At 71.9% G+C, this 16,225-nt stretch carries 20 protein-coding genes; 5 read left to right on the top strand and 15 right to left on the bottom strand.

Going from position 1 to position 16,225, the window contains the following annotated elements:
* Positions 1-414, bottom strand: a complete 414-nt coding sequence (locus ACGWYL_RS04580; RefSeq protein WP_395486541.1) for a CoA-binding protein — start codon at positions 412-414, stop codon at positions 1-3.
* A gap of 75 nt (positions 415-489) precedes the next feature.
* Between ACGWYL_RS04580 and ACGWYL_RS04585 the strand changes: the two genes are divergently transcribed.
* The gene (locus tag ACGWYL_RS04585; protein WP_179427830.1) at positions 490-957 is read left to right on the top strand and encodes an adenylyltransferase/cytidyltransferase family protein; all 468 of its coding nucleotides are present in this window, start codon (positions 490-492) and stop codon (positions 955-957) included.
* 22 nt (positions 958-979) lie between these two features.
* On the opposite strand, the gene ACGWYL_RS04590 is transcribed toward ACGWYL_RS04585, so the two are convergent.
* The 10 genes from ACGWYL_RS04590 to ACGWYL_RS04635 form a co-directional block, all read right to left on the bottom strand.
* Positions 980-2,218: a histidine kinase dimerization/phospho-acceptor domain-containing protein gene (locus ACGWYL_RS04590; protein ID WP_395486542.1), complete on the bottom strand. Its 1,239-nt coding sequence runs from the start codon at positions 2,216-2,218 to the stop codon at positions 980-982.
* Positions 2,211-2,915, bottom strand: a complete 705-nt coding sequence (locus ACGWYL_RS04595) for a response regulator transcription factor (protein ID WP_395486543.1) — start codon at positions 2,913-2,915, stop codon at positions 2,211-2,213. The genes ACGWYL_RS04590 and ACGWYL_RS04595 overlap by 8 nt, the downstream gene beginning before the upstream one ends.
* A 2-nt stretch (positions 2,916-2,917) precedes the next feature.
* Positions 2,918-3,310, bottom strand: coding sequence for a hypothetical protein (locus tag ACGWYL_RS04600; RefSeq protein WP_395486544.1), 393 nt, complete (start codon positions 3,308-3,310; stop codon positions 2,918-2,920).
* 1 nt (position 3,311) lies between these two features.
* A complete protein-coding gene (locus ACGWYL_RS04605; RefSeq protein ID WP_395486545.1) occupies positions 3,312-5,168 on the bottom strand; it encodes an Ig-like domain-containing protein in 1,857 nt (618 codons plus the stop codon).
* A gap of 89 nt (positions 5,169-5,257) precedes the next feature.
* On the bottom strand, positions 5,258-5,908 hold the full coding sequence (locus tag ACGWYL_RS04610) for a signal peptidase I (RefSeq protein ID WP_179427822.1): 651 nt from the start codon (positions 5,906-5,908) through the stop codon (positions 5,258-5,260).
* Positions 5,909-6,024: 116 nt separating this feature from the next.
* Positions 6,025-6,552 carry a TasA family protein gene (locus tag ACGWYL_RS04615; RefSeq protein WP_179427820.1) on the bottom strand — a complete coding sequence of 176 codons (528 nt, stop codon included), beginning with the start codon at positions 6,550-6,552 and terminating at the stop codon, positions 6,025-6,027.
* Positions 6,553-6,781: 229 nt separating this feature from the next.
* The gene (locus ACGWYL_RS04620) at positions 6,782-7,078 is read right to left on the bottom strand and encodes a DUF1416 domain-containing protein (protein ID WP_179427818.1); all 297 of its coding nucleotides are present in this window, start codon (positions 7,076-7,078) and stop codon (positions 6,782-6,784) included.
* A 1-nt stretch (position 7,079) separates the two neighbouring features.
* Positions 7,080-7,928: a sulfurtransferase gene (locus ACGWYL_RS04625; RefSeq protein ID WP_395486546.1), complete on the bottom strand. Its 849-nt coding sequence runs from the start codon at positions 7,926-7,928 to the stop codon at positions 7,080-7,082.
* Positions 7,929-7,980: 52 nt separating this feature from the next.
* The gene (locus ACGWYL_RS04630) at positions 7,981-8,421 is read right to left on the bottom strand and encodes a DUF4395 domain-containing protein (RefSeq protein ID WP_269304010.1); all 441 of its coding nucleotides are present in this window, start codon (positions 8,419-8,421) and stop codon (positions 7,981-7,983) included.
* A 207-nt stretch (positions 8,422-8,628) separates the two neighbouring features.
* On the bottom strand, positions 8,629-9,051 hold the full coding sequence (locus ACGWYL_RS04635) for a thioredoxin family protein (RefSeq protein ID WP_395486547.1): 423 nt from the start codon (positions 9,049-9,051) through the stop codon (positions 8,629-8,631).
* A 173-nt stretch (positions 9,052-9,224) separates the two neighbouring features.
* Here ACGWYL_RS04635 and ACGWYL_RS04640 point away from each other — a divergent pair, with 173 nt between their 5' ends.
* Entirely contained in the window at positions 9,225-9,980 is a 756-nt protein-coding gene (locus tag ACGWYL_RS04640) for a response regulator transcription factor (protein ID WP_179427810.1), read from the top strand.
* Between the two features lie 150 nt (positions 9,981-10,130).
* On the opposite strand, the gene ACGWYL_RS04645 is transcribed toward ACGWYL_RS04640, so the two are convergent.
* A complete protein-coding gene (locus ACGWYL_RS04645) occupies positions 10,131-10,889 on the bottom strand; it encodes an HAD-IIB family hydrolase (RefSeq protein ID WP_395486548.1) in 759 nt (252 codons plus the stop codon).
* 24 nt (positions 10,890-10,913) lie between these two features.
* Here ACGWYL_RS04645 and manA point away from each other — a divergent pair, with 24 nt between their 5' ends.
* Positions 10,914-12,125 carry a mannose-6-phosphate isomerase, class I gene (manA, locus tag ACGWYL_RS04650; protein WP_179427806.1) on the top strand — a complete coding sequence of 404 codons (1,212 nt, stop codon included), beginning with the start codon at positions 10,914-10,916 and terminating at the stop codon, positions 12,123-12,125.
* 74 nt (positions 12,126-12,199) lie between these two features.
* Here manA and ACGWYL_RS04655 read toward each other — a convergent pair whose 3' ends face one another.
* From ACGWYL_RS04655 to ACGWYL_RS04665, 3 genes are read right to left on the bottom strand one after another with little or no spacing between them, the layout of a single operon-like run.
* Entirely contained in the window at positions 12,200-12,502 is a 303-nt protein-coding gene (locus ACGWYL_RS04655; protein ID WP_395486549.1) for a DUF202 domain-containing protein, read from the bottom strand.
* Entirely contained in the window at positions 12,499-12,870 is a 372-nt protein-coding gene (locus ACGWYL_RS04660) for a YidH family protein (RefSeq protein ID WP_395486550.1), read from the bottom strand. The genes ACGWYL_RS04655 and ACGWYL_RS04660 overlap by 4 nt, the downstream gene beginning before the upstream one ends.
* 9 nt (positions 12,871-12,879) lie before the next feature.
* On the bottom strand, positions 12,880-13,932 hold the full coding sequence (locus ACGWYL_RS04665) for a mannose-1-phosphate guanylyltransferase (protein WP_395486551.1): 1,053 nt from the start codon (positions 13,930-13,932) through the stop codon (positions 12,880-12,882).
* Positions 13,933-14,005: 73 nt separating this feature from the next.
* Here ACGWYL_RS04665 and ACGWYL_RS04670 point away from each other — a divergent pair, with 73 nt between their 5' ends.
* Entirely contained in the window at positions 14,006-15,433 is a 1,428-nt protein-coding gene (locus ACGWYL_RS04670; protein ID WP_269304021.1) for a carboxyl transferase domain-containing protein, read from the top strand.
* Positions 15,430-16,224: a mycothiol synthase gene (mshD, locus tag ACGWYL_RS04675; protein WP_395486552.1), complete on the top strand. Its 795-nt coding sequence runs from the start codon at positions 15,430-15,432 to the stop codon at positions 16,222-16,224. The genes ACGWYL_RS04670 and mshD overlap by 4 nt, the downstream gene beginning before the upstream one ends.
* Position 16,225 lies beyond the last annotated feature (1 nt).

Genomic DNA, 16,225 nt, shown 5'->3' on the forward strand with positions numbered 1-16,225 from the left:
CTAGCGGGCTCGGCGGTTCCACTCGATCGCCGGGCAGGTGTCCATCACCATCGGCACGCCCGCCGCGATCGTGCGCTCGAACGCCGTCTCGTCGACGACGCCCAGCTGGAACCACACGGCCTTGGCGCCGACCTCGACGGCCTGGGCGGCGAACGGCCCGGCGTCCTCGGAGCGGCGGAACACGTCGACCACGTCGATCGGGAACGGCACGTCGGCGAGCGTGGCGTAGCCCTGCTCCCCCAGCACCGTGGGCGCGTCGGGATGGATCGGCACGATGCGCTTGCCCCGCCGCTGCAGCAGCTGCGCGATCGAGTACGCGGTGCGCGAGGTGTTGGTCGACAAGCCCACCACGGCCCACGTCTCGAGGTCGTCGAGCATGAGCGAGACGGCGTCCGGATCCTGCCACGAGGTCATGCCCCGACCGTAGCCGCCGACGCCGACGCGCGCCGGTCGGCCGCCCCGCGCCCGGCCGGTCCGTATCCTGATCGCGTGACGACCGTCCTGACGTACGGAACCTTCGACCTCTTCCACATCGGCCACCTGCGGCTGCTGGAGCGCCTCTCCTCGATGGGCGACCGGCTCGTCGTGGGGGTCTCCACCGACGACTTCAACGCCGGCAAGGGCAAGAGCACCGTGGTGCCCTACGCCGACCGGGCCGCGATCGTCGGTGCGATCAAGGGCGTCGACCAGGTGCTGCCGGAGGAGTCGTGGGAGCAGAAGCGCAGCGACATCGTCGAGCACGGCGTCGACCTGTTCGTGATGGGCGACGACTGGACGGGCAAGTTCGACGACCTGTCCGACCTGTGCCGCGTGGAGTACCTGCCCCGCACGAAGGGCATCTCGACGACGGGCCTCAAGGAGATGCTGCGGGTGCTCGATCCCGGGCACATCGAGGAGATGCAGGACGCGCTGGGCGTCCTCTCGCGCCTGCTCGACCACTACCGCGACCTGACCTGAGCGGCGCCACCTGCCCTGAGGGTCAGTCGTTGCGGCCGGGCAGCATGAGCTCGAACGTCGTGAGCTCGTCCTCGGTCAGCTTGAGGTAGCCGCCCATCGTGGTGGCGAGGTCGGCCGCGATCGTCAGGCCGAGGCCGCCGGTGTCGCCGTCCTTGCGGCTGGTGCCGCGGCTGAAGATCTCGTTCCCGAACGTGCGGCGACCGCTGTCGCCGACGACGATCTCGACGTACGCGCCCGCGTCGCGGGCCGACACCGTGATGGGGCCGACGCCGTGGCTCGCGGCGTTCTCGATGAGCACGTCGAGGATCTGCACGACCGGGCCGGGGACGACCCGCGCCGGCACGGGGCCGCGGTCGTCGTGGTTGACGTCGTGACCGAGGGCCTCCACCTGCGGCTGCCAGCGCTCGACCACGTCGGCCACCAGCTCGTTGAGGTCGACGTCCACGGCGTCGCCCAGGCGCAGGCCACGGGCCAGGCCCAGCAGCTCGTCGATCGCGCTGCTGAGGCGGTCGAGCTCGGGCAGGTAGCGGTTGAGCTCGTCGGCCACCTCGGGCGGCGTCTGCGGCCACAGCGCGAGGTCCTCGAGCTCGAGCCGCAGCGCCGTGATCGGGGTGCGCAGCTGGTGCGAGGCGTTCGAGGCGAACTCGCGCTCACGCCGGACGAGCTCGCCGAGCCGCTTCGAGCTGCTGCGCAGGGCGTCGCCGATCGCCTCGGCCTCCGGGATCGAGTAGTGCGGCGGGTCGACGTCGAAGCGTCCGGTGCCGAGCCGGTCGGCGGCCTCGGCCAGCTCGCCGAAGGGGCGCGAGAGCCGGCGCGCCAGCACGTAGCCGAATCCCGCGGCGACGACGGTCAGGCTCAGGCCGATGAGGATGAGCGGGACGAGGGCCTCGGAGATCCGTCGGTCGATGAGGTCGCGCGACCGCGAGAGCGTCAGCGTGCCGCCGTCGGCCAGGGCGCGCTCCTCGACGATGTCGTCGGCCGGGTCGGGCGTCGGGCCCGCCACGACCGTGGGGCCGTCGTCCGGCTCGTAGGTCAGCGTCTCGGCCTCGCTGAGGAAGCCGCCGAGGAACGCCTCGTCGACGGGCGACTCGTTCTTGCGTCGCTCGTCGACCACCACGGCCAGCTGGTCCGCAGCCCGCTCGATCTTGCGCTCCTCGTAGGTGGTCACGAGGTCGGCGAGCATGTACGCGCGCGGAATGCCGTAGAGCGCGAGCATCGCCGCGGTCATGCCCACCAGCGCCACGATCAGCCGCTCACGCACCGGGCTGGTCCTCCAGCCGGAATCCGACGCCGCGCACGTTGGCGATCTGCACCGGCGCGCCGGCCTCCTCGAGCTTCTGCCGCAGGCGGCCCACCGTCGCGTCGACCATCTTCGTCGAGCCGAACCAGTTCTCGTCCCACACCTCGTTCGTGAGGCGCTCGCGGGTGACGACGGCGCCGCGCACCTCGTCGAGCAGGACGAGGACGTCGAACTCCTTGGACGTCATCGAGACCTCGGCGCCGCCCACCCACGTGCGTCGCGCGGCGGTGTCGACGCGGAGCCCGGAGCTGGCGGGGGCGGCGGGCGCCGCAGCCTCGGCCGCGACCGGAGCGGCACTGCGGCGCAGCAGCGCCCGCGCGCGAGCCAGCAGCTCGGCCAGCGCGAACGGCTTCGCGAGGTAGTCGTCGGCGCCCACGTCGAGACCCACGACGCGGTCGAGCTCGCCGTCGCGGGCGGTCAGGATGATGATGCCGCCGTGGTACCCGCCCTCGCGGGCACGACGGCAGACCTCGAGCCCGTCGATGTCCGGCAGGCCGAGGTCGAGCAGCACGAGCTCGACGTCCCCGACGGCGATGCGGTCGACGGCCGCGAGGCCCTCCGCGACGCGCTCGACGTCGTAGCCCTCACGCTCCAGCGTGCGGACGAGGGGCGGGGCGATCTTGTCGTCGTCCTCGACGACCAGCACACGGGTGGCCACGCTCACCGAGCATACGGCCGTCGCGCCCGACGAGCATGCTCCCGTCTCACCCGACCGTCCTGCACCAGCAGCACCACGACCGCCGCGCTCAGCGCCAGCAGCGCGACGCGGGTCGGGGTCAGGCCCGACGCACCGCCTCCCGGCAGCCCCGCCGTGACGGCCAGCAGGGTGCCACCGGACGTGGCGGCCACGAGGGCGCCGGCCGCGAGGTGGGACTCGAAGCAGTTGTGCAGCCACATCTTCACGGCGGCCGCCACCCCGAGCACGCCCATGACGATCTCGCCCAGCAGGTAGGCCGCCGAGGGCGCGTCGACCACCCGGACCAGGTAGATCAGCGCGATGGCCAGGCACGCGACCGCGGCCCAGCGGGAGGCGGTGGTGCGGAGTCGTCGCATCTCAGAAGTCCTTGTCGGCGGTGCCGGTCTCGGTGACGTTGGTGGTGGAGCATCGGTTGCCCGAGAGGTCGGTGGCCGCGCTGCTCGGCGTCCAGACCATGGCCGCCGCGGTGGTGCTGGTCTTGAGGTCGCCGGCCTTGCCGCTGGCGAACGTGCCCAGCTTGAGCGTGACGACCGTGCGCTCGAGCCCGTTCACGGTGACCGTGCCGGCCGTCATCGTCGCGTTGATGCTGACGGTGCGCAGGAACCGGACGTAGTCGCCCTTGAGGTTCACCGAGCCCAGGCCGAGCACCGTGCTGCCGTTCATGACGTCGAGCGTGTCGCCCTTGCTGCCGCGCAGCAGGGCCGGCACGTTGCCGTCGCGCAGGCGGACCTGGACGTTCGTGCTCGTCCCGTTCCAGCCGGCCATGATCGACGCGGGGTTGACCTGCGCGGTGTAGGTGAACGTGACGGTGTCGTTGGCACCCGGCTGACCCGCGATGCTGCCCGATCCGTTGGTGGTCTGGACGTCGGCGCCGGCGAGCGGGCTGTTGTCGACCGGGACCGTCTCCAGGGCCGAGATCGTGGTGCGGCCCGAGCCGTCCAGCAGGACCGCGCGCAGGTCGTAGACCGCGCTGGCGACCTTCGTGGTGTCCCACGTGCAGGAGTACGGCGAGGTCGTGTCGGTGCAGACGTCGGTCCAGGTCGAGCCGCCGGTGGGGGCGTACTGGATCCGCACCGAGGTCACGCCGGCCGTGGAGCTGGCGACCGCCGACAGCGTGGCCGTACGGCTCAGCAGGACGCCCGGGTCGTTGAGCGAGACCGAGGAGACGGTGTTGTCGACGACGCGGTTCGCGACGGCGGCGGACGTGGTGGCGTTGCCGGCCTCGTCGGTGGCGATCGCACGGAAGGAGTAGGTGCCGTTGGCGAGGTCGTTCGTGGCGGCGCGGCAGGACCACGGCTCGGCCTCGACCGTGCAGAGCGACTTCCACGTGGACGTGCCCGACGCGGCGTACTGGATCTCCACCGTGGCCACGCCGGAGTGAGCGTCCGCGGCCGTGGCGGCGAAGGTGCGCGTGCCGCTGAGCGGCGAGCCGGGGTCGGTCATCGTCACGGTGGGGGCGACGTTGTCGACGGTGACGTCCGTGACGATCTCGGAGGTCGTCGTGGTGGTGCCGGCGGTGAGCACGGCACGGAACTCGTAGTCGCCGGACGTGACGGCCGCGGAGCTCCACGAGCACGTGTAGGGGGCGGCCAGGTTCGAGCACGCGGTGGACCACGTGGACGCTCCGGCGAGGCGGTACTGGATGCGGACGGTGTGGCTCAGGCTGCCCGTGTTGAACGCGGCGGCCGAGAGCTGGACCGTGCCGCGCACGGTGTCGCCCGGGTCGTTCATGACGACGAGGAGCTTGTTGGCCACGGCCGTGCGGACCGCGTCCGAGGTCGTCTCGTAGCCGGCGAGGTCGGTGGCACGCGCACGCAGGTCGTAGCGGCCGTCCGCGAGCGCGGCGGTGTTCCACGCGCAGGAGTACGGGGCCGTCGTGTCGGTGCACATCGCGGTCCAGGTACCCGATCCGACCACGCTGTACTCGAGGGTGACGTCCTTGACGCCCAGACCGGAGTCCGAGGCCTCGGCGGCGACGGTGACCGTGCCCTGCACCGCGGTGCCGGGGGACGTGACCGTGACCGTGGGCGGCGTCCAGTCGGGCGAGGCCGTGACGGTGGCGGTGCTGTCGGTGGTGGAGGTGAAGGCGGCCGAGGAGAAGCCGGGAGCGACGAGCGCAGCAACGGACAGGAGGGCCAGGACTGCCAGCAGACCGAGGGAACGGCGCGCGGGGGACGTGCGCATCGACTCTCCTGACTGGGTGTTCTGGTCCATGTCCTCAACGCTACGGAGCGTCGCTCCACGGCTGATCCACACGAGTTCCCCAGAAGCTCCACACTTCTGGGGCGCCTGACCGGGGACGGTCAGACGGCGACGCGGCGGCCGGGGACGACCGGCAGCGTCGGTGCCAGCACCGGGACGGGAGTGGGGAGGGTCCCGGTCGGTGCGGCAACGGGGGCGTCCGCGGCCTCGGGGGCCTCCTCGCGGCGCGGACGCAGGGCGCGGCCCAGCTCGACCAGGGCGAGGAGCGCGATGGCGGCGGCCGGCAGGCCGATCACCATCATGCGGGTCTCGCGGTCGGCCAGGGCCATGAAGACGTAGCCGACGTGCGGCACGGTGTGCTCGACGACGGGCTGGGTGCCCTCGACCAGGCTGAACTGCCACGGGTCGGGGTCGGGGTTGGCGTCGCCCTGCGTCGTGAAGAGGCGGGCGCCGTTCTCGGCCGGCTCGATCCCGGTGATGCGGTGCGTCACGAGCGTGCCGACGCCGCTGTCGGCCGGCGGGAGGTAGGTGATGACGTCGCCGACGGCGAGGTCGGCCACGGGCACGGGGCGCTCGAAGGCGATCGAGCCCTTCTCGAACGTGCCGGACATCGAGCCGCCGGTGATCACGTAGCGCTCGAAGCCGAAGAGGCTGGGCGCGATGTACGCGATGCTGGCGAGGGTGACCGCGACCAGGACCAGCGTGGAGACTCCACGCCCGAGCAGCCGGGCGGCGCGGGTGAGGTGCTTCATCGGAACTCCTGGGGACGGTCGGTGGGGGGATCGAGGGGGTGCTGCGTGCTCCGGTCCGGGGTGGCAGGGCGCCCGAGAGACGCCCTGCCGTCAACCCAGTTCCCCGGAGCGGGGTCTCACTGGTTGGTGGTGGTCCCGTCCAGCTGGACGGCGTCCCACGTGTACGTGGCGGTCGCGGACTTGCCCTGCTGCGTGTTGGGCGCGGCCTGGTCGAGCGTGACCGTGAAGGTGTAGTCGTTCGCCTCGCCCGGGGCCCACGTGCCGAGGGCGTTCTTGGTGCCGTCGGCCAGGCCGCCGAAGGTGCCGGTGTAGACCGTGGTGTTCTTCGTCGTGTTCTTGATGACGAGCTTGAGGTTCTCGCCGTCGAAGCCGTTGGTCGAGGAGACCTCGGTCAGGGAGAAGGCGGCGGCGAGCGAGCCGGTGTTCGTGAGCTTGAGCGAGCCGTTGAGCGTGTCGCCCGGCTTCAGGTTGTCCAGCGAGAAGACGGCCTTGCCGGCCTTGGAGTTGCTCTGCGTCAGGGTGCCCGACGTGGCGGCGCTGATCGTGTTGCCCGAGGTCGAGCTGAAGGTGGCACCCGAGCCCACGGCGATGGCGCCGGCGGCGAGCAGGGTGGCGAGCGGGACGAGGATCTTCTTGGTGCGCATGTTCTTCTCCTGGCTGTTCGAGCCGCTCTCTGCGGCCCGTCTGGGTTGACAAGAAGAACGCTACGGAGGCCAGATCCACGGAATCTCCACACGAGATCCCCACTCGATCCTCGGTTCGGCACCGGTTCCTCCCCGTGCCGGAACCGCTCGGAACGGACCTCCTCGGCGACCCCCGGACGCACGACGAGGGCCCCGGGAGATCGCTCCCGGGGCCCTCGTGCGGTCTGGCTCAGATGGCGACGGCCACCTCGGCGACCGAGCCCTTGGCGGCGACGACCTGCGAGTCGACGACCTCGGCGCGCGGCGCGAGCGTGCGCAGCGTCCAGTTGCCCGGCGCGGCGAAGAACCGGAACTGGCCCGTGGCCGAGGTGGGCACCTCGGCGGTGAACTCACCGTTGCGGTCGAGCAGGCGCACGTAGGCGTTGCCCACGGGCTGCTCGCCCCGCAGCACGACACCCTGGATCACGGCCTGGTTCGCGACGTCGACGCCCTCGAGGCTGGGCCCGCCCTTGATCGCTCCGCACATCTCAGGCCTCCCCGGGCTCGTCACCGACGGCGACCGGCACGCCGCGCAGCGAGCCGTACTCGCTCCACGAGCCGTCGTAGTTCTTGACGTTGGAGTAGCCCAGGATCTCGCTGAGCACGAACCACGTGTGCGAGCTGCGCTCGCCGATGCGGCAGTAGGCGATGGTGTCCTTGCCCTGGTCGAGGCCGGCGTCTGCGTACAGCGACTGCAGCTCCTCGTCCTTGCGGAAGGTGCCGTCGTCGTTCGCGGCCTTGCTCCACGGCACGTTGCCGGCGGTGGGGATGTGGCCACCGATCTGCGCGGCCTCCTGCGGCAGGTGCGCGGGGGCGAGCAGGCGGCCGGCGAACTCGTCGGGGCTGCGCACGTCGATGAGGTTCTTCGTGCCGATGGCCTCGACGACCTCGTCGCGGTAGGCGCGGATGTCCTCGTTCGGCTCCTGCGCGGTGTAGGTGGTGGCGGCGCGCGAGGGGACCTCGTCGGTCAGCTCGCGGCTGTCGAGCTCCCACTTCTTGCGGCCGCCGTCGAGCAGGCGCAGGTTCTGGTGGCCGTAGTACGTGAGGTACCAGTAGGCGTACGCGGCGAACCAGTTGTTGTTGCCGCCGTAGAAGACGACCGTGTCGTCGTTGGACACGCCCTTCTCGCTCAGCAGCTGCTCCAGGCGCTCCTTGCTGACGAAGTCGTGACGGACGCCGTCCTGCAGGTCCTTCTTCCAGTCCAGCTTGATCGCGCCGGGGATGTGGCCCTTGTCGTAGGCCTCGACGTCCTCGTCGACCTCGATCAGGACGACGCCGTCGTCGTTCAGGTGGTCCTCGACCCAGTCGGCGGTGACGAGTGCGGTCTCGCGGCTCATGGTGCTTCCTTTTCCTCTGCGAAGTGGTGGAGTCGTGCGGTGGTCTGGGGCCTCAGGCCGTCTGGCCGGCGAGGCGTCGGGTGGTCAGGTAGAGCTCGCAGCCCAGGCAGAAGCCCGTGGTGGCGTTGAGCAGGGCGGCGACGAAGGCCAGGCCCACGGCGACGAGGCCGACCGTGGTGAGTCCGGCCACGAGGGCCAGCAGGCCGATCGCGGTGAACACCAGGCCGACGGTCTGGGCGAAGCGCGGCGGGCGCGCGTCCTCGGTGCGCTGCGGCGCGCCGATGCGGGGTCGCACGACGGTGCGGAACAGCCACGCCCACGGCGAGGCCGACAGCGAGACGAACGCTCCCAGCGCGAAGATCGCCACCTGGACGCCGAGCAGCACCTCGCGCACGGGCGAGGGCGCCACGAGCACCAGCGCCAGGACCAGGCTGGTCACGGCGGCGGTGAAGCGCAGCGCGCGAGGATCGACGACGGGGGTGTCGTGGGACATGACGGGGTGCTCCGAACAGGAGTGAGGGCTGACAGTGCGGGTGAGGGAGTCAGCGCAGACGACACAGCGCCGAGCGCGTGCGGCAGTTGTCCACCGCGCGTCGTCGGGTCAGGTGTGTCGTGAACATGCCTCCAGCGTAGGGGCACGACCCCGTCGCCCTGCGCCCACATCCCGCCATGTGAGACGAACGTCCACAATGAGAGACGGTCAGGCGGAGATCGCCCGGTCGAGCGCCACGAGCACCTGGTCGCGCGTGGGCGCCCCGGAGGCCCGCTCGACGATCCGGCCACCCGCGTCGAGCACCAGCACGGTGGGCGTGCGCAGCACCCCGAGCCGGCGGACGAGGTCGAGCTCGGCCTCGGCGTCGATCTCCACGGCGGTCACGCCCGGCACCAGACCCGTGACCTGCCCCAGGACCTGGCGCGTCGCCCGGCACGGGGCGCAGAAGGCACTGGAGAACTGGACCAGCGTGGCGCGCTCGCCGAGCGGGGCGCCGAGGTCGTCCGGGCCGAGCCGCTCGGCGTCGTCCCGTGTCGTGGTCGTGGCGAACCGGCCGTTCTTCCAGCGCATGACGGCCGCGCCGACGCCTGCGACCACGACGGCCAGCAGCAGCACCTGCACTCCGGTCATCGGCTCTCCTCCTGGATCGGTCCACCATGTGTCAACGATGTGACGTGGTTCGCATTCCCGCGGCACCTCTCGTCACGGGCACATCACATGAAGTATGGTCGACAGGGCAATGAGGCTTCGATGAACGCGGTTCGTTCGTCGGGGCCTCGACGTGTATAGGAGGCCATCCGACCGTGTCCCACCTGCTGCTGCTGACGAAGAGCACCCAGTCGTCCGTCGAGGTGCTGCCGTCACTGGCGCTGCTCCCCCACCACGTGAAGATCCTCCCCGCCGAGGCCAGCGCGCTCATCGACGCGCCCCAGTGCGACGCCGTCCTGGTCGACGGACGCCATGACCTCGCCCAGGTCCGCAGCCTCACCCGCGTCCTGCGCACGACGGGCATCGAGTGCCCGCTCATCCTCATCCTCACCGAGGGCGGCCTCACCGTCGCCGCCGCCGACTGGGGCATGGACGACGTCATCCTCACCACCGCCGGCCCCGCCGAGCTCGAGGCCCGCCTGCGCCTGAGCATGGGCCGCGTCGCCGCCGACGGCGACAAGTCCGAGGACGACAGCCACATCATCAGCGCCAGCGGCCTCGTGGTCGACGACGTCACCTACACGGCCAAGCTCGACAGCCGCGTCCTCGACCTCACCTTCAAGGAGTTCGAGCTCCTGAAGTTCCTCGCCCAGCACCCCGGCCGCGTGTTCACCCGCCAGCAGCTCTTGCAGGAGGTGTGGGGCTACGACTACTTCGGCGGCACCCGCACCGTCGACGTCCACGTGCGTCGTCTCCGCGCCAAGCTCGGCCCCGAGAACGAGACCCTCATCGGCACCGTCCGCAACGTCGGCTACCGCTTCGTCTCGCGCCGCGAGCCCGGCGAGGCCGCCGCGGACCGCGCCGCCGAGCGCCAGGAGTCGGCCCGCCGCCAGGTCGCCGGCCGCGCCTGACCTCCTCGTAGCGTTCGCCTCCGGCGGCTCCGCCTGACCTTCGCCTCCGGCGAACGAGATCTGTAGCGCTGTCCACCATTTTCGGCGTCAAGCACCGGAAAAAGGGTGGATACCGCTACACATCTGGCTCACGCGGAGCGCGAGCGGGCGTCAGCCGAGGGTGGGGATGAGGCCCTCGAGGTAGTCCACGGTGTCCTGCCAGCCCTCGACCGCGTGGCACTCGACGCCGAGCGCGAGCACCGGGTAGTCGTTGCCCTCGGGGTCGAGGCGGTCGCCCACGAAGAGCATGGCGTCCAGGCCGATGCCGGTGGCGTCGGCCAGCTGCCGCATCCCGTAGGCCTTGTCGATGCCACGGTGGGTGATGTCCACCGAGGTCGAGCCGCCCGAGCGCACCTCGAGGTCGGGCAGCACGGCCGCCACGGCGTCGCGCAGGGCGCCCTTCTTGCGACCGTCGGGGTCCCACGCCATCTTCGCGTCGATGGGCGCCTTCTGGCCCAGCGCCGAGAACGTGATCTGCGAGCCGCGGTCCTCCAGGATGTCGCCCCACGTCTGCGACTCCCACAGGCCGAGCCGCCTCGCCTCCTGCTCGACGGCGGCGAGGGCGCGGTCGCGCTCGTCCTCGGTCAGCCGGTGGGCGTAGACGGTGACGATCTCCTCGCCGCGCAGCCGGTAGTACTGCGTGCCGCACGTGGGCAGCAGGTGGATCCGCTCGAGGACCTCGGCGGGCGCCGGCGGCAGCTGCTCGACGACCTGCTTGCGGAACTGCTCCAGCTGGCCGCCAGAGATGATCGCCACCTCGACCCGCTCGGCGAGCCGGATCAGCAGCTCGCCGATGGGCGCGGGGATCGCGCACTTCGACGGGGCGAGCGTGTCGTCGAGATCGAACGCGACGAGTCGGGGTCCGGACACGCGAGGGAGTCTACTGTTGAGTACATGCGCCGTCTGCACAACATGACCCAGGCGTACGACTGGGGCTCCACGAGCGACATTCCGCGTTTCCTGGGGCGGACGGTGTCCGGCGAGCCGGTCGCCGAGATGTGGCTCGGCACCCATCCGCTGGCCCCCTCGCAGGTCGAGACGGCCGAGGGTTTGCGACCGCTGTCCGACATCGCCGGCGAGGTCCCGTTCATGCTCAAGATCCTCGCGGCCGAGCAGCCGCTGTCGATCCAGGTGCACCCCGGGCAGGCCGAGGCGCGTGAGGGGTTCGCGCGCGAGGAGGCCGCGGGCGTCCCGCTCGACTCCCCGCAGCGCGTGTTCAAGGACCCGAACCACAAGCCCGAGATGGTCTACGCGCTCAGCACGTTCGACACCCTCGTCGGCTTCCGGCCCACCGCCGAGATCCTGCGCGTGTTCGCCCAGCTGGACACTCCCACGATCAACGCCGCCTCGGCGACCCTGCGCGCCAAGACGGGCTTCAAGGGGATCGTTCGCGTCCTGGAGAACCTGCTGATCGCTCCCCCGCCGCCGGCGGAGATCGCCCAGGTCGTCATCCAGTGCAAGGCGCTCGTCCACGACGGCGTCGACATCAAGCGGGCCTACAGCACCGCCGCGATGATCGCCCGCCACCACCCCGACGACGTCGGCATCGTGGTGTCGCTGCTGCTCAACCGCTTCACGCTGCAGCCGGGCGAGGCGATGTTCCTGGGCACCGGCGTCATCCACGCGCACCTGTCGGGCCTGTGCCTGGAGGCCATGGCGAACTCCGACAACGTCATGCGCGCGGGCCTCACCCGCAAGGCGCTCGACCCCGAGGGCCTGATCCGCTGCCTCGAGGCCGGCATGGCCCGCGTCGCGCGCGTCGAGCCGGGCTACCCGTCGTTCTCGACCGAGGTCTACCACCCCGAGGTCGAGGAGTTCGCGCTCGCGGTCACGCAGGTCTCGCCGGCCGACCCCGACGGCGTCTCGATCATCGCGGCGAGCCACTCGATCGTCATGTGCATCGGCGGCGCGGTGCAGCTGCTCAACGCGCAGGGCGAGAAGATGGCGCTCAGCCGCGGCGAGACGGTCTACACCGACGCGGAGGACGGCGACCTGACCCTCGTGGGCACCGGCGAGGTCGCACAGATCTACCTGCCCGGGCCGGGCACTCCCGACTCCGAGCTCAAGGACCTGGTGGGCCACCGGCCCGTGCGCGCGATCCCCTGACCGCCCATACCGAGATGTGCTCCATCTTCGACCTTTCACGCCGTTCCAAACGTCGAAGATGGAGCAGATCTCGGTCAGCGCAGGGCCACCTGCAGCAGCAGGGCGGCGGCCGGCAGCGCGAGCGAGGCGGCGAGCAGCAAGGGCGCCTTGCCGTCGCGCAGGACCAGGGCCTGCTCCGGCAGGCGTCGTGACCTCAGGTGCAGGGGCACGAAGAGCACGAGCATCAGCACCGCCGCGACGGACGCGAGCACGAACGTCCACGCCCGGTCGCCCTCCAGCGCGATCCGCGCCGTCACCACGAGCATCACGACGAGGCTGAGCAGCGTGCGCTGCCAGGCCAGGACCGTGCGCTCGGTGGGCTCGCGGTGCTCGGTCACGACCCGAAGCCCCGGATGACCGCCACGTCGATCAGGAACAGCGCGACCGCGAGCACGAGGAAGGCCGCGAGCACGAGGTAGGGCCCGCCACCGGGGAGGGACATGTCCGTGCGCAGCGCGCGCTCGGTGCGCGCCCAGCTCAGCCACGAGCCGACGGCGCCCCAGAGCGAGCCTGCGGCCAGCAGCACGACGATCACGTCCCGGACCCACGGCGTGAGGGCAAGGTCGAGCACCTCGAGCGCCAGCGCGAGCGCGAACAGCGCGCCCGACGTGCGGATCCAGGCCAGGAACGTGCGCTCGTTCGCCAGCGTGAACCGCGGGTCGGGGTCCGAGCCCGTCCCGTAGACCTGCCGCGGCCATCGCGCCATCGTCGCCTCCTAGAGCAGGTCGTCGCGGTCGAGTCCGGGCAGCTGCGCGACGATCTCCTTCACGCGCTGCGACTGCGCGAGGTCGAGCACGAGCACGGCGTCGTCGGTCTGGACGACCGCCACGTTCCGCACGCCGAGCACGGCGATCTGCACGCCGTCCTGCCCGCGGGCCACGCCGTCGGCGTCGACCCACAGCACGTCGGGCGAGGACCCGAGCGGCGCGATCGAGGCGAAGTCGCCGAGGTCGTCCCAGCCGAAGGTGGCGGGCACCACGGCCATCCCGCCCTCGGCGGCGACGGGCTCGGCCACGGCGTGGTCGATCGCGATCGTGGTGAGGGTGGGCCAGGTGCGCTCCAGCTCGGCGACGAACGCCGGGCTGCCCCACGCGGCCGCGATGGCGCGCAGGCCCGCCGCGAGGTCGGGCTGGAAGCGCGCGAGCGAGTCGAGCAGCACCGAGGCGCGCGCGACGAACATCCCGGCGTTCCACACGAAGTCGCCCGAGGCCAGGTAGCCGCGCGCGGTCTCCTCGTCGGGCTTCTCGACGAACGTGCGCACGGCGCGTGCCGACGCGAAGTCCTCGAGCGACTCGCCCGCGGCGATGTAGCCGAACGCCGTGGACGGCTCGGTCGGCTCGATGCCGATCGTGACGACGTAGCCCTGCTCGGCCACCGCGATCGCCTCGCGCACGGCGTCGGCGAACCGGTCGGGGTCGGGGATGCGGTGGTCGGCGGCGAACGAGCCCACGACCGCGTCGGGATCGGCGCGCTCGATGATCGCGGCGGCCAGGCCGATGGCGGGCATCGAGTCGCGCGGCGACGGCTCGAGCAGCAGGTTCACCAGCTCGGGCAGCTGGGCCGCGATGGCGCCGGCGTGGGCCGCTCCGGACACCACGTGCACGTGCTCCGGCGAGGCGAGCGGGAGCATCCGGTCCCACGTCTGCTGGATCAGCGTGCGCCCGGTCCCCTCGAGGTCGAGCAGGAACTTCGGGCGCGCCTTCCGCGACAGCGGCCACAGTCGCGTCCCGGCCCCGCCAGCGGGAATGATGGCGTGAAAGGTGGACACGGCCGTCACTGTAGTGGTCCGCCGCGCCCCTCGCGGTCGGTCGACTCCCCCGATCCCGGCCATACTGGGTGCCGTGTCCCGCCTGACCGCTCGTGAGCTGATCGACCTCGTCCTCGACCCCGACTCGTGGGAGTCGTGGGACGAGCCCGTGGACCACACCGTGCACCCCGAGCCGTACCGCACCGATCTGCTGGCCGCGGCCGAGCGTGCCGGCACCGACGAGTCGGTGATCACCGGGCGCGCCCTGATGCGCGGCCGGCCCGTCGCGGTGCTCGTCAACGAGTTCAAGTTCCTCGCCGGCTCGATCGGGCAGGTGGCCGCCGAGCGCATCGTGCGAGCGGTGCGCCGCGCCACCGCCGAGGGCATCCCCGTGCTGGCCACCACCGCCTCGGGCGGCACGCGCATGCAGGAGGGCACGCCCGCGTTCGTCCGGATGGTCGACATCTCGCGCGCCCTCATGGACCACAAGGCCGCCGGCCTGCCGTACCTGATCTACCTGCGCCACCCCACGACCGGCGGCGTCTTCGCGTCGTGGGGCTCGCTGGGCCACATCACGATCGCCGAGCCGGGCGCCCTCATCGGCTTCCTCGGCCCCAAGGTCTACGAGCTGCTCAACGGCGCGCCGTTCCCGCCCGGCATCCAGACCTCGGACAACCTCGCGAACCGCGGCATCATCGACGCCGTCGTCATGCCCGAGGAGCTGCCGTTCATGGTCGACACGGCGCTGTCGATCCTCATCGACCCGCCCGGCGAGTCCAGCCGCGAGCGACGACCCGCGGCCACCGAGCGCCGCCACGACGCGTGGGACTCGGTCCTGCTGACCCGCACGCCCGACCGTCCCGGCGTCCGCGAGGTGCTGCGCTGGGGCACCGACGAGATCATCCGGCTCCAGGGCACCGAGCGCGGCGAGCGCGACGCCGCGATGATCGTCGCCCTGGCCCGCATCGACGGCGAGCCGTGCATCGTGATCGGCCAGGACCGCACCACCCAGAGCCGGATCAAGCCGATGGGCCCCGCGGCCCTGCGCGAGGCGCGCCGCGGCATGAAGCTGGCGAACGAGCTGGGCCTGCCGCTCGTGTCGTTCATCGACACCCCGGGCGCCGAGCTCTCGCCCGACGCCGAGCAGGGCGCCATCGCCGGGGAGATCGCCCGCTGCATCAGCTCGATGTCGACGATGCGGGTGCCCTCGGTGTCGGTGCTGCTGGGCCAGGGCTGCGGCGGCGGGGCGCTCGCGCTGCTGCCCGCCTCGCGCACGATCGCCGCAGAGAACTCGTGGCTGTCGCCGCTGCCGCCCGAGGGCGCCAGCGCGATCGTCTTCGGCGACGTCGACCATGCCGCCCAGCTGGCCACCGAGCAGCGGATCAGCGCGTTCGACCTGTACGAGTCGGGCGCGGTGCACCACCTGGTGCCCGAGCCGGAGGGCGACGATCCCGAGGCCTTCGCCCGCGCCCTCGCGGCCGAGGTCGCCCACCACCTGCGAGAGCTGCGAGGACGCCCATGACCCTTCTGGACCTGGCCGAGTCCGCCCTCGAGGCCGACGGCGTCGCCCCGTTCAACGAGGCCACCACGATCGCGCTGCGCGACGGCAGCCCGCTGCGGCTGGAGCGCTACGACGAGGTCGTCGGGGCGGTCGCGGTCGGTGACGCGCCCGTCGAGTTCGTCGTGCACCCGCGCTACCGGCGCCAGGGCCGCGGGCGAGCCCTCGTCGACGACCTCGTCGAGCGCGGCGAGACCCGGTTCTGGGCGCACGGCGACCTGCCCGGCGCGCAGGCGCTCGCCGCCGCCGCGGGCCTGCACGCCGAGCGCACGCTGCTCGTCCTGACCACGGCCGAGGCGGTCGTGCCCGAGGTCGTGACGCCGGCCGGCGTCACGCTGCGCTCCTTCCGCGAGGAGGACGCCGACGCGATCGTCGCGGTCAACGGGCGCGCGTTCGCCTCGCACCCCGAGCAGGGCGCGATGGATCGTGCCGGCTTCGACCGCCGCCGCGCGCAGGAGTGGTTCGACCCCGCGGGACTGTTCGTGGCCGAGCGCGACGATGAGGTCGTCGGCTTCCACTGGACCAAGGTCGAGGACGGCGTGGGCGAGGTCTACGTCGTGGGCGTCGACCCCGCGGCGCACGGCGGCGGACTGGGCAAGGCGCTCACCGCGATCGGCCTGCGCCACCTGTGGAGCCGGGGCGTGTCCGCGATCGACCTCTACGTCGAGGGCGACAACGACCCGGCCCTGGCCGTCTACCGCGGCCTCGGGTTCACCGAGAAGGCGCGAGACGTCCTGTACGCCGCGCGCGCCTGAC

The sequence above is a fragment of the Aeromicrobium sp. JJY06 genome (assembly GCF_044069275.1).
Lineage (GTDB): Bacteria > Actinomycetota > Actinomycetes > Propionibacteriales > Nocardioidaceae > Aeromicrobium > Aeromicrobium tamlense.

Coding starts and splice junctions, on each gene's coding strand:
- ACGWYL_RS04580 (WP_395486541.1), bottom strand. CDS start 414: ATGACCTCGTGGCAGGATCCGGACGCCGTCTCGCTCATGCTCGACGAC.
- ACGWYL_RS04600 (WP_395486544.1), bottom strand. CDS start 3,310: ATGCGACGACTCCGCACCACCGCCTCCCGCTGGGCCGCGGTCGCGTGC.
- ACGWYL_RS04605 (WP_395486545.1), bottom strand. CDS start 5,168: ATGGACCAGAACACCCAGTCAGGAGAGTCGATGCGCACGTCCCCCGCG.
- ACGWYL_RS04610 (WP_179427822.1), bottom strand. CDS start 5,908: ATGAAGCACCTCACCCGCGCCGCCCGGCTGCTCGGGCGTGGAGTCTCC.
- ACGWYL_RS04615 (WP_179427820.1), bottom strand. CDS start 6,552: ATGCGCACCAAGAAGATCCTCGTCCCGCTCGCCACCCTGCTCGCCGCC.
- ACGWYL_RS04620 (WP_179427818.1), bottom strand. CDS start 7,078: ATGTGCGGAGCGATCAAGGGCGGGCCCAGCCTCGAGGGCGTCGACGTC.
- ACGWYL_RS04625 (WP_395486546.1), bottom strand. CDS start 7,928: ATGAGCCGCGAGACCGCACTCGTCACCGCCGACTGGGTCGAGGACCAC.
- ACGWYL_RS04630 (WP_269304010.1), bottom strand. CDS start 8,421: ATGTCCCACGACACCCCCGTCGTCGATCCTCGCGCGCTGCGCTTCACC.
- ACGWYL_RS04635 (WP_395486547.1), bottom strand. CDS start 9,051: ATGACCGGAGTGCAGGTGCTGCTGCTGGCCGTCGTGGTCGCAGGCGTC.
- manA (WP_179427806.1), top strand. CDS start 10,914: ATGCGCCGTCTGCACAACATGACCCAGGCGTACGACTGGGGCTCCACG.
- ACGWYL_RS04660 (WP_395486550.1), bottom strand. CDS start 12,870: ATGGCGCGATGGCCGCGGCAGGTCTACGGGACGGGCTCGGACCCCGAC.
- mshD (WP_395486552.1), top strand. CDS start 15,430: ATGACCCTTCTGGACCTGGCCGAGTCCGCCCTCGAGGCCGACGGCGTC.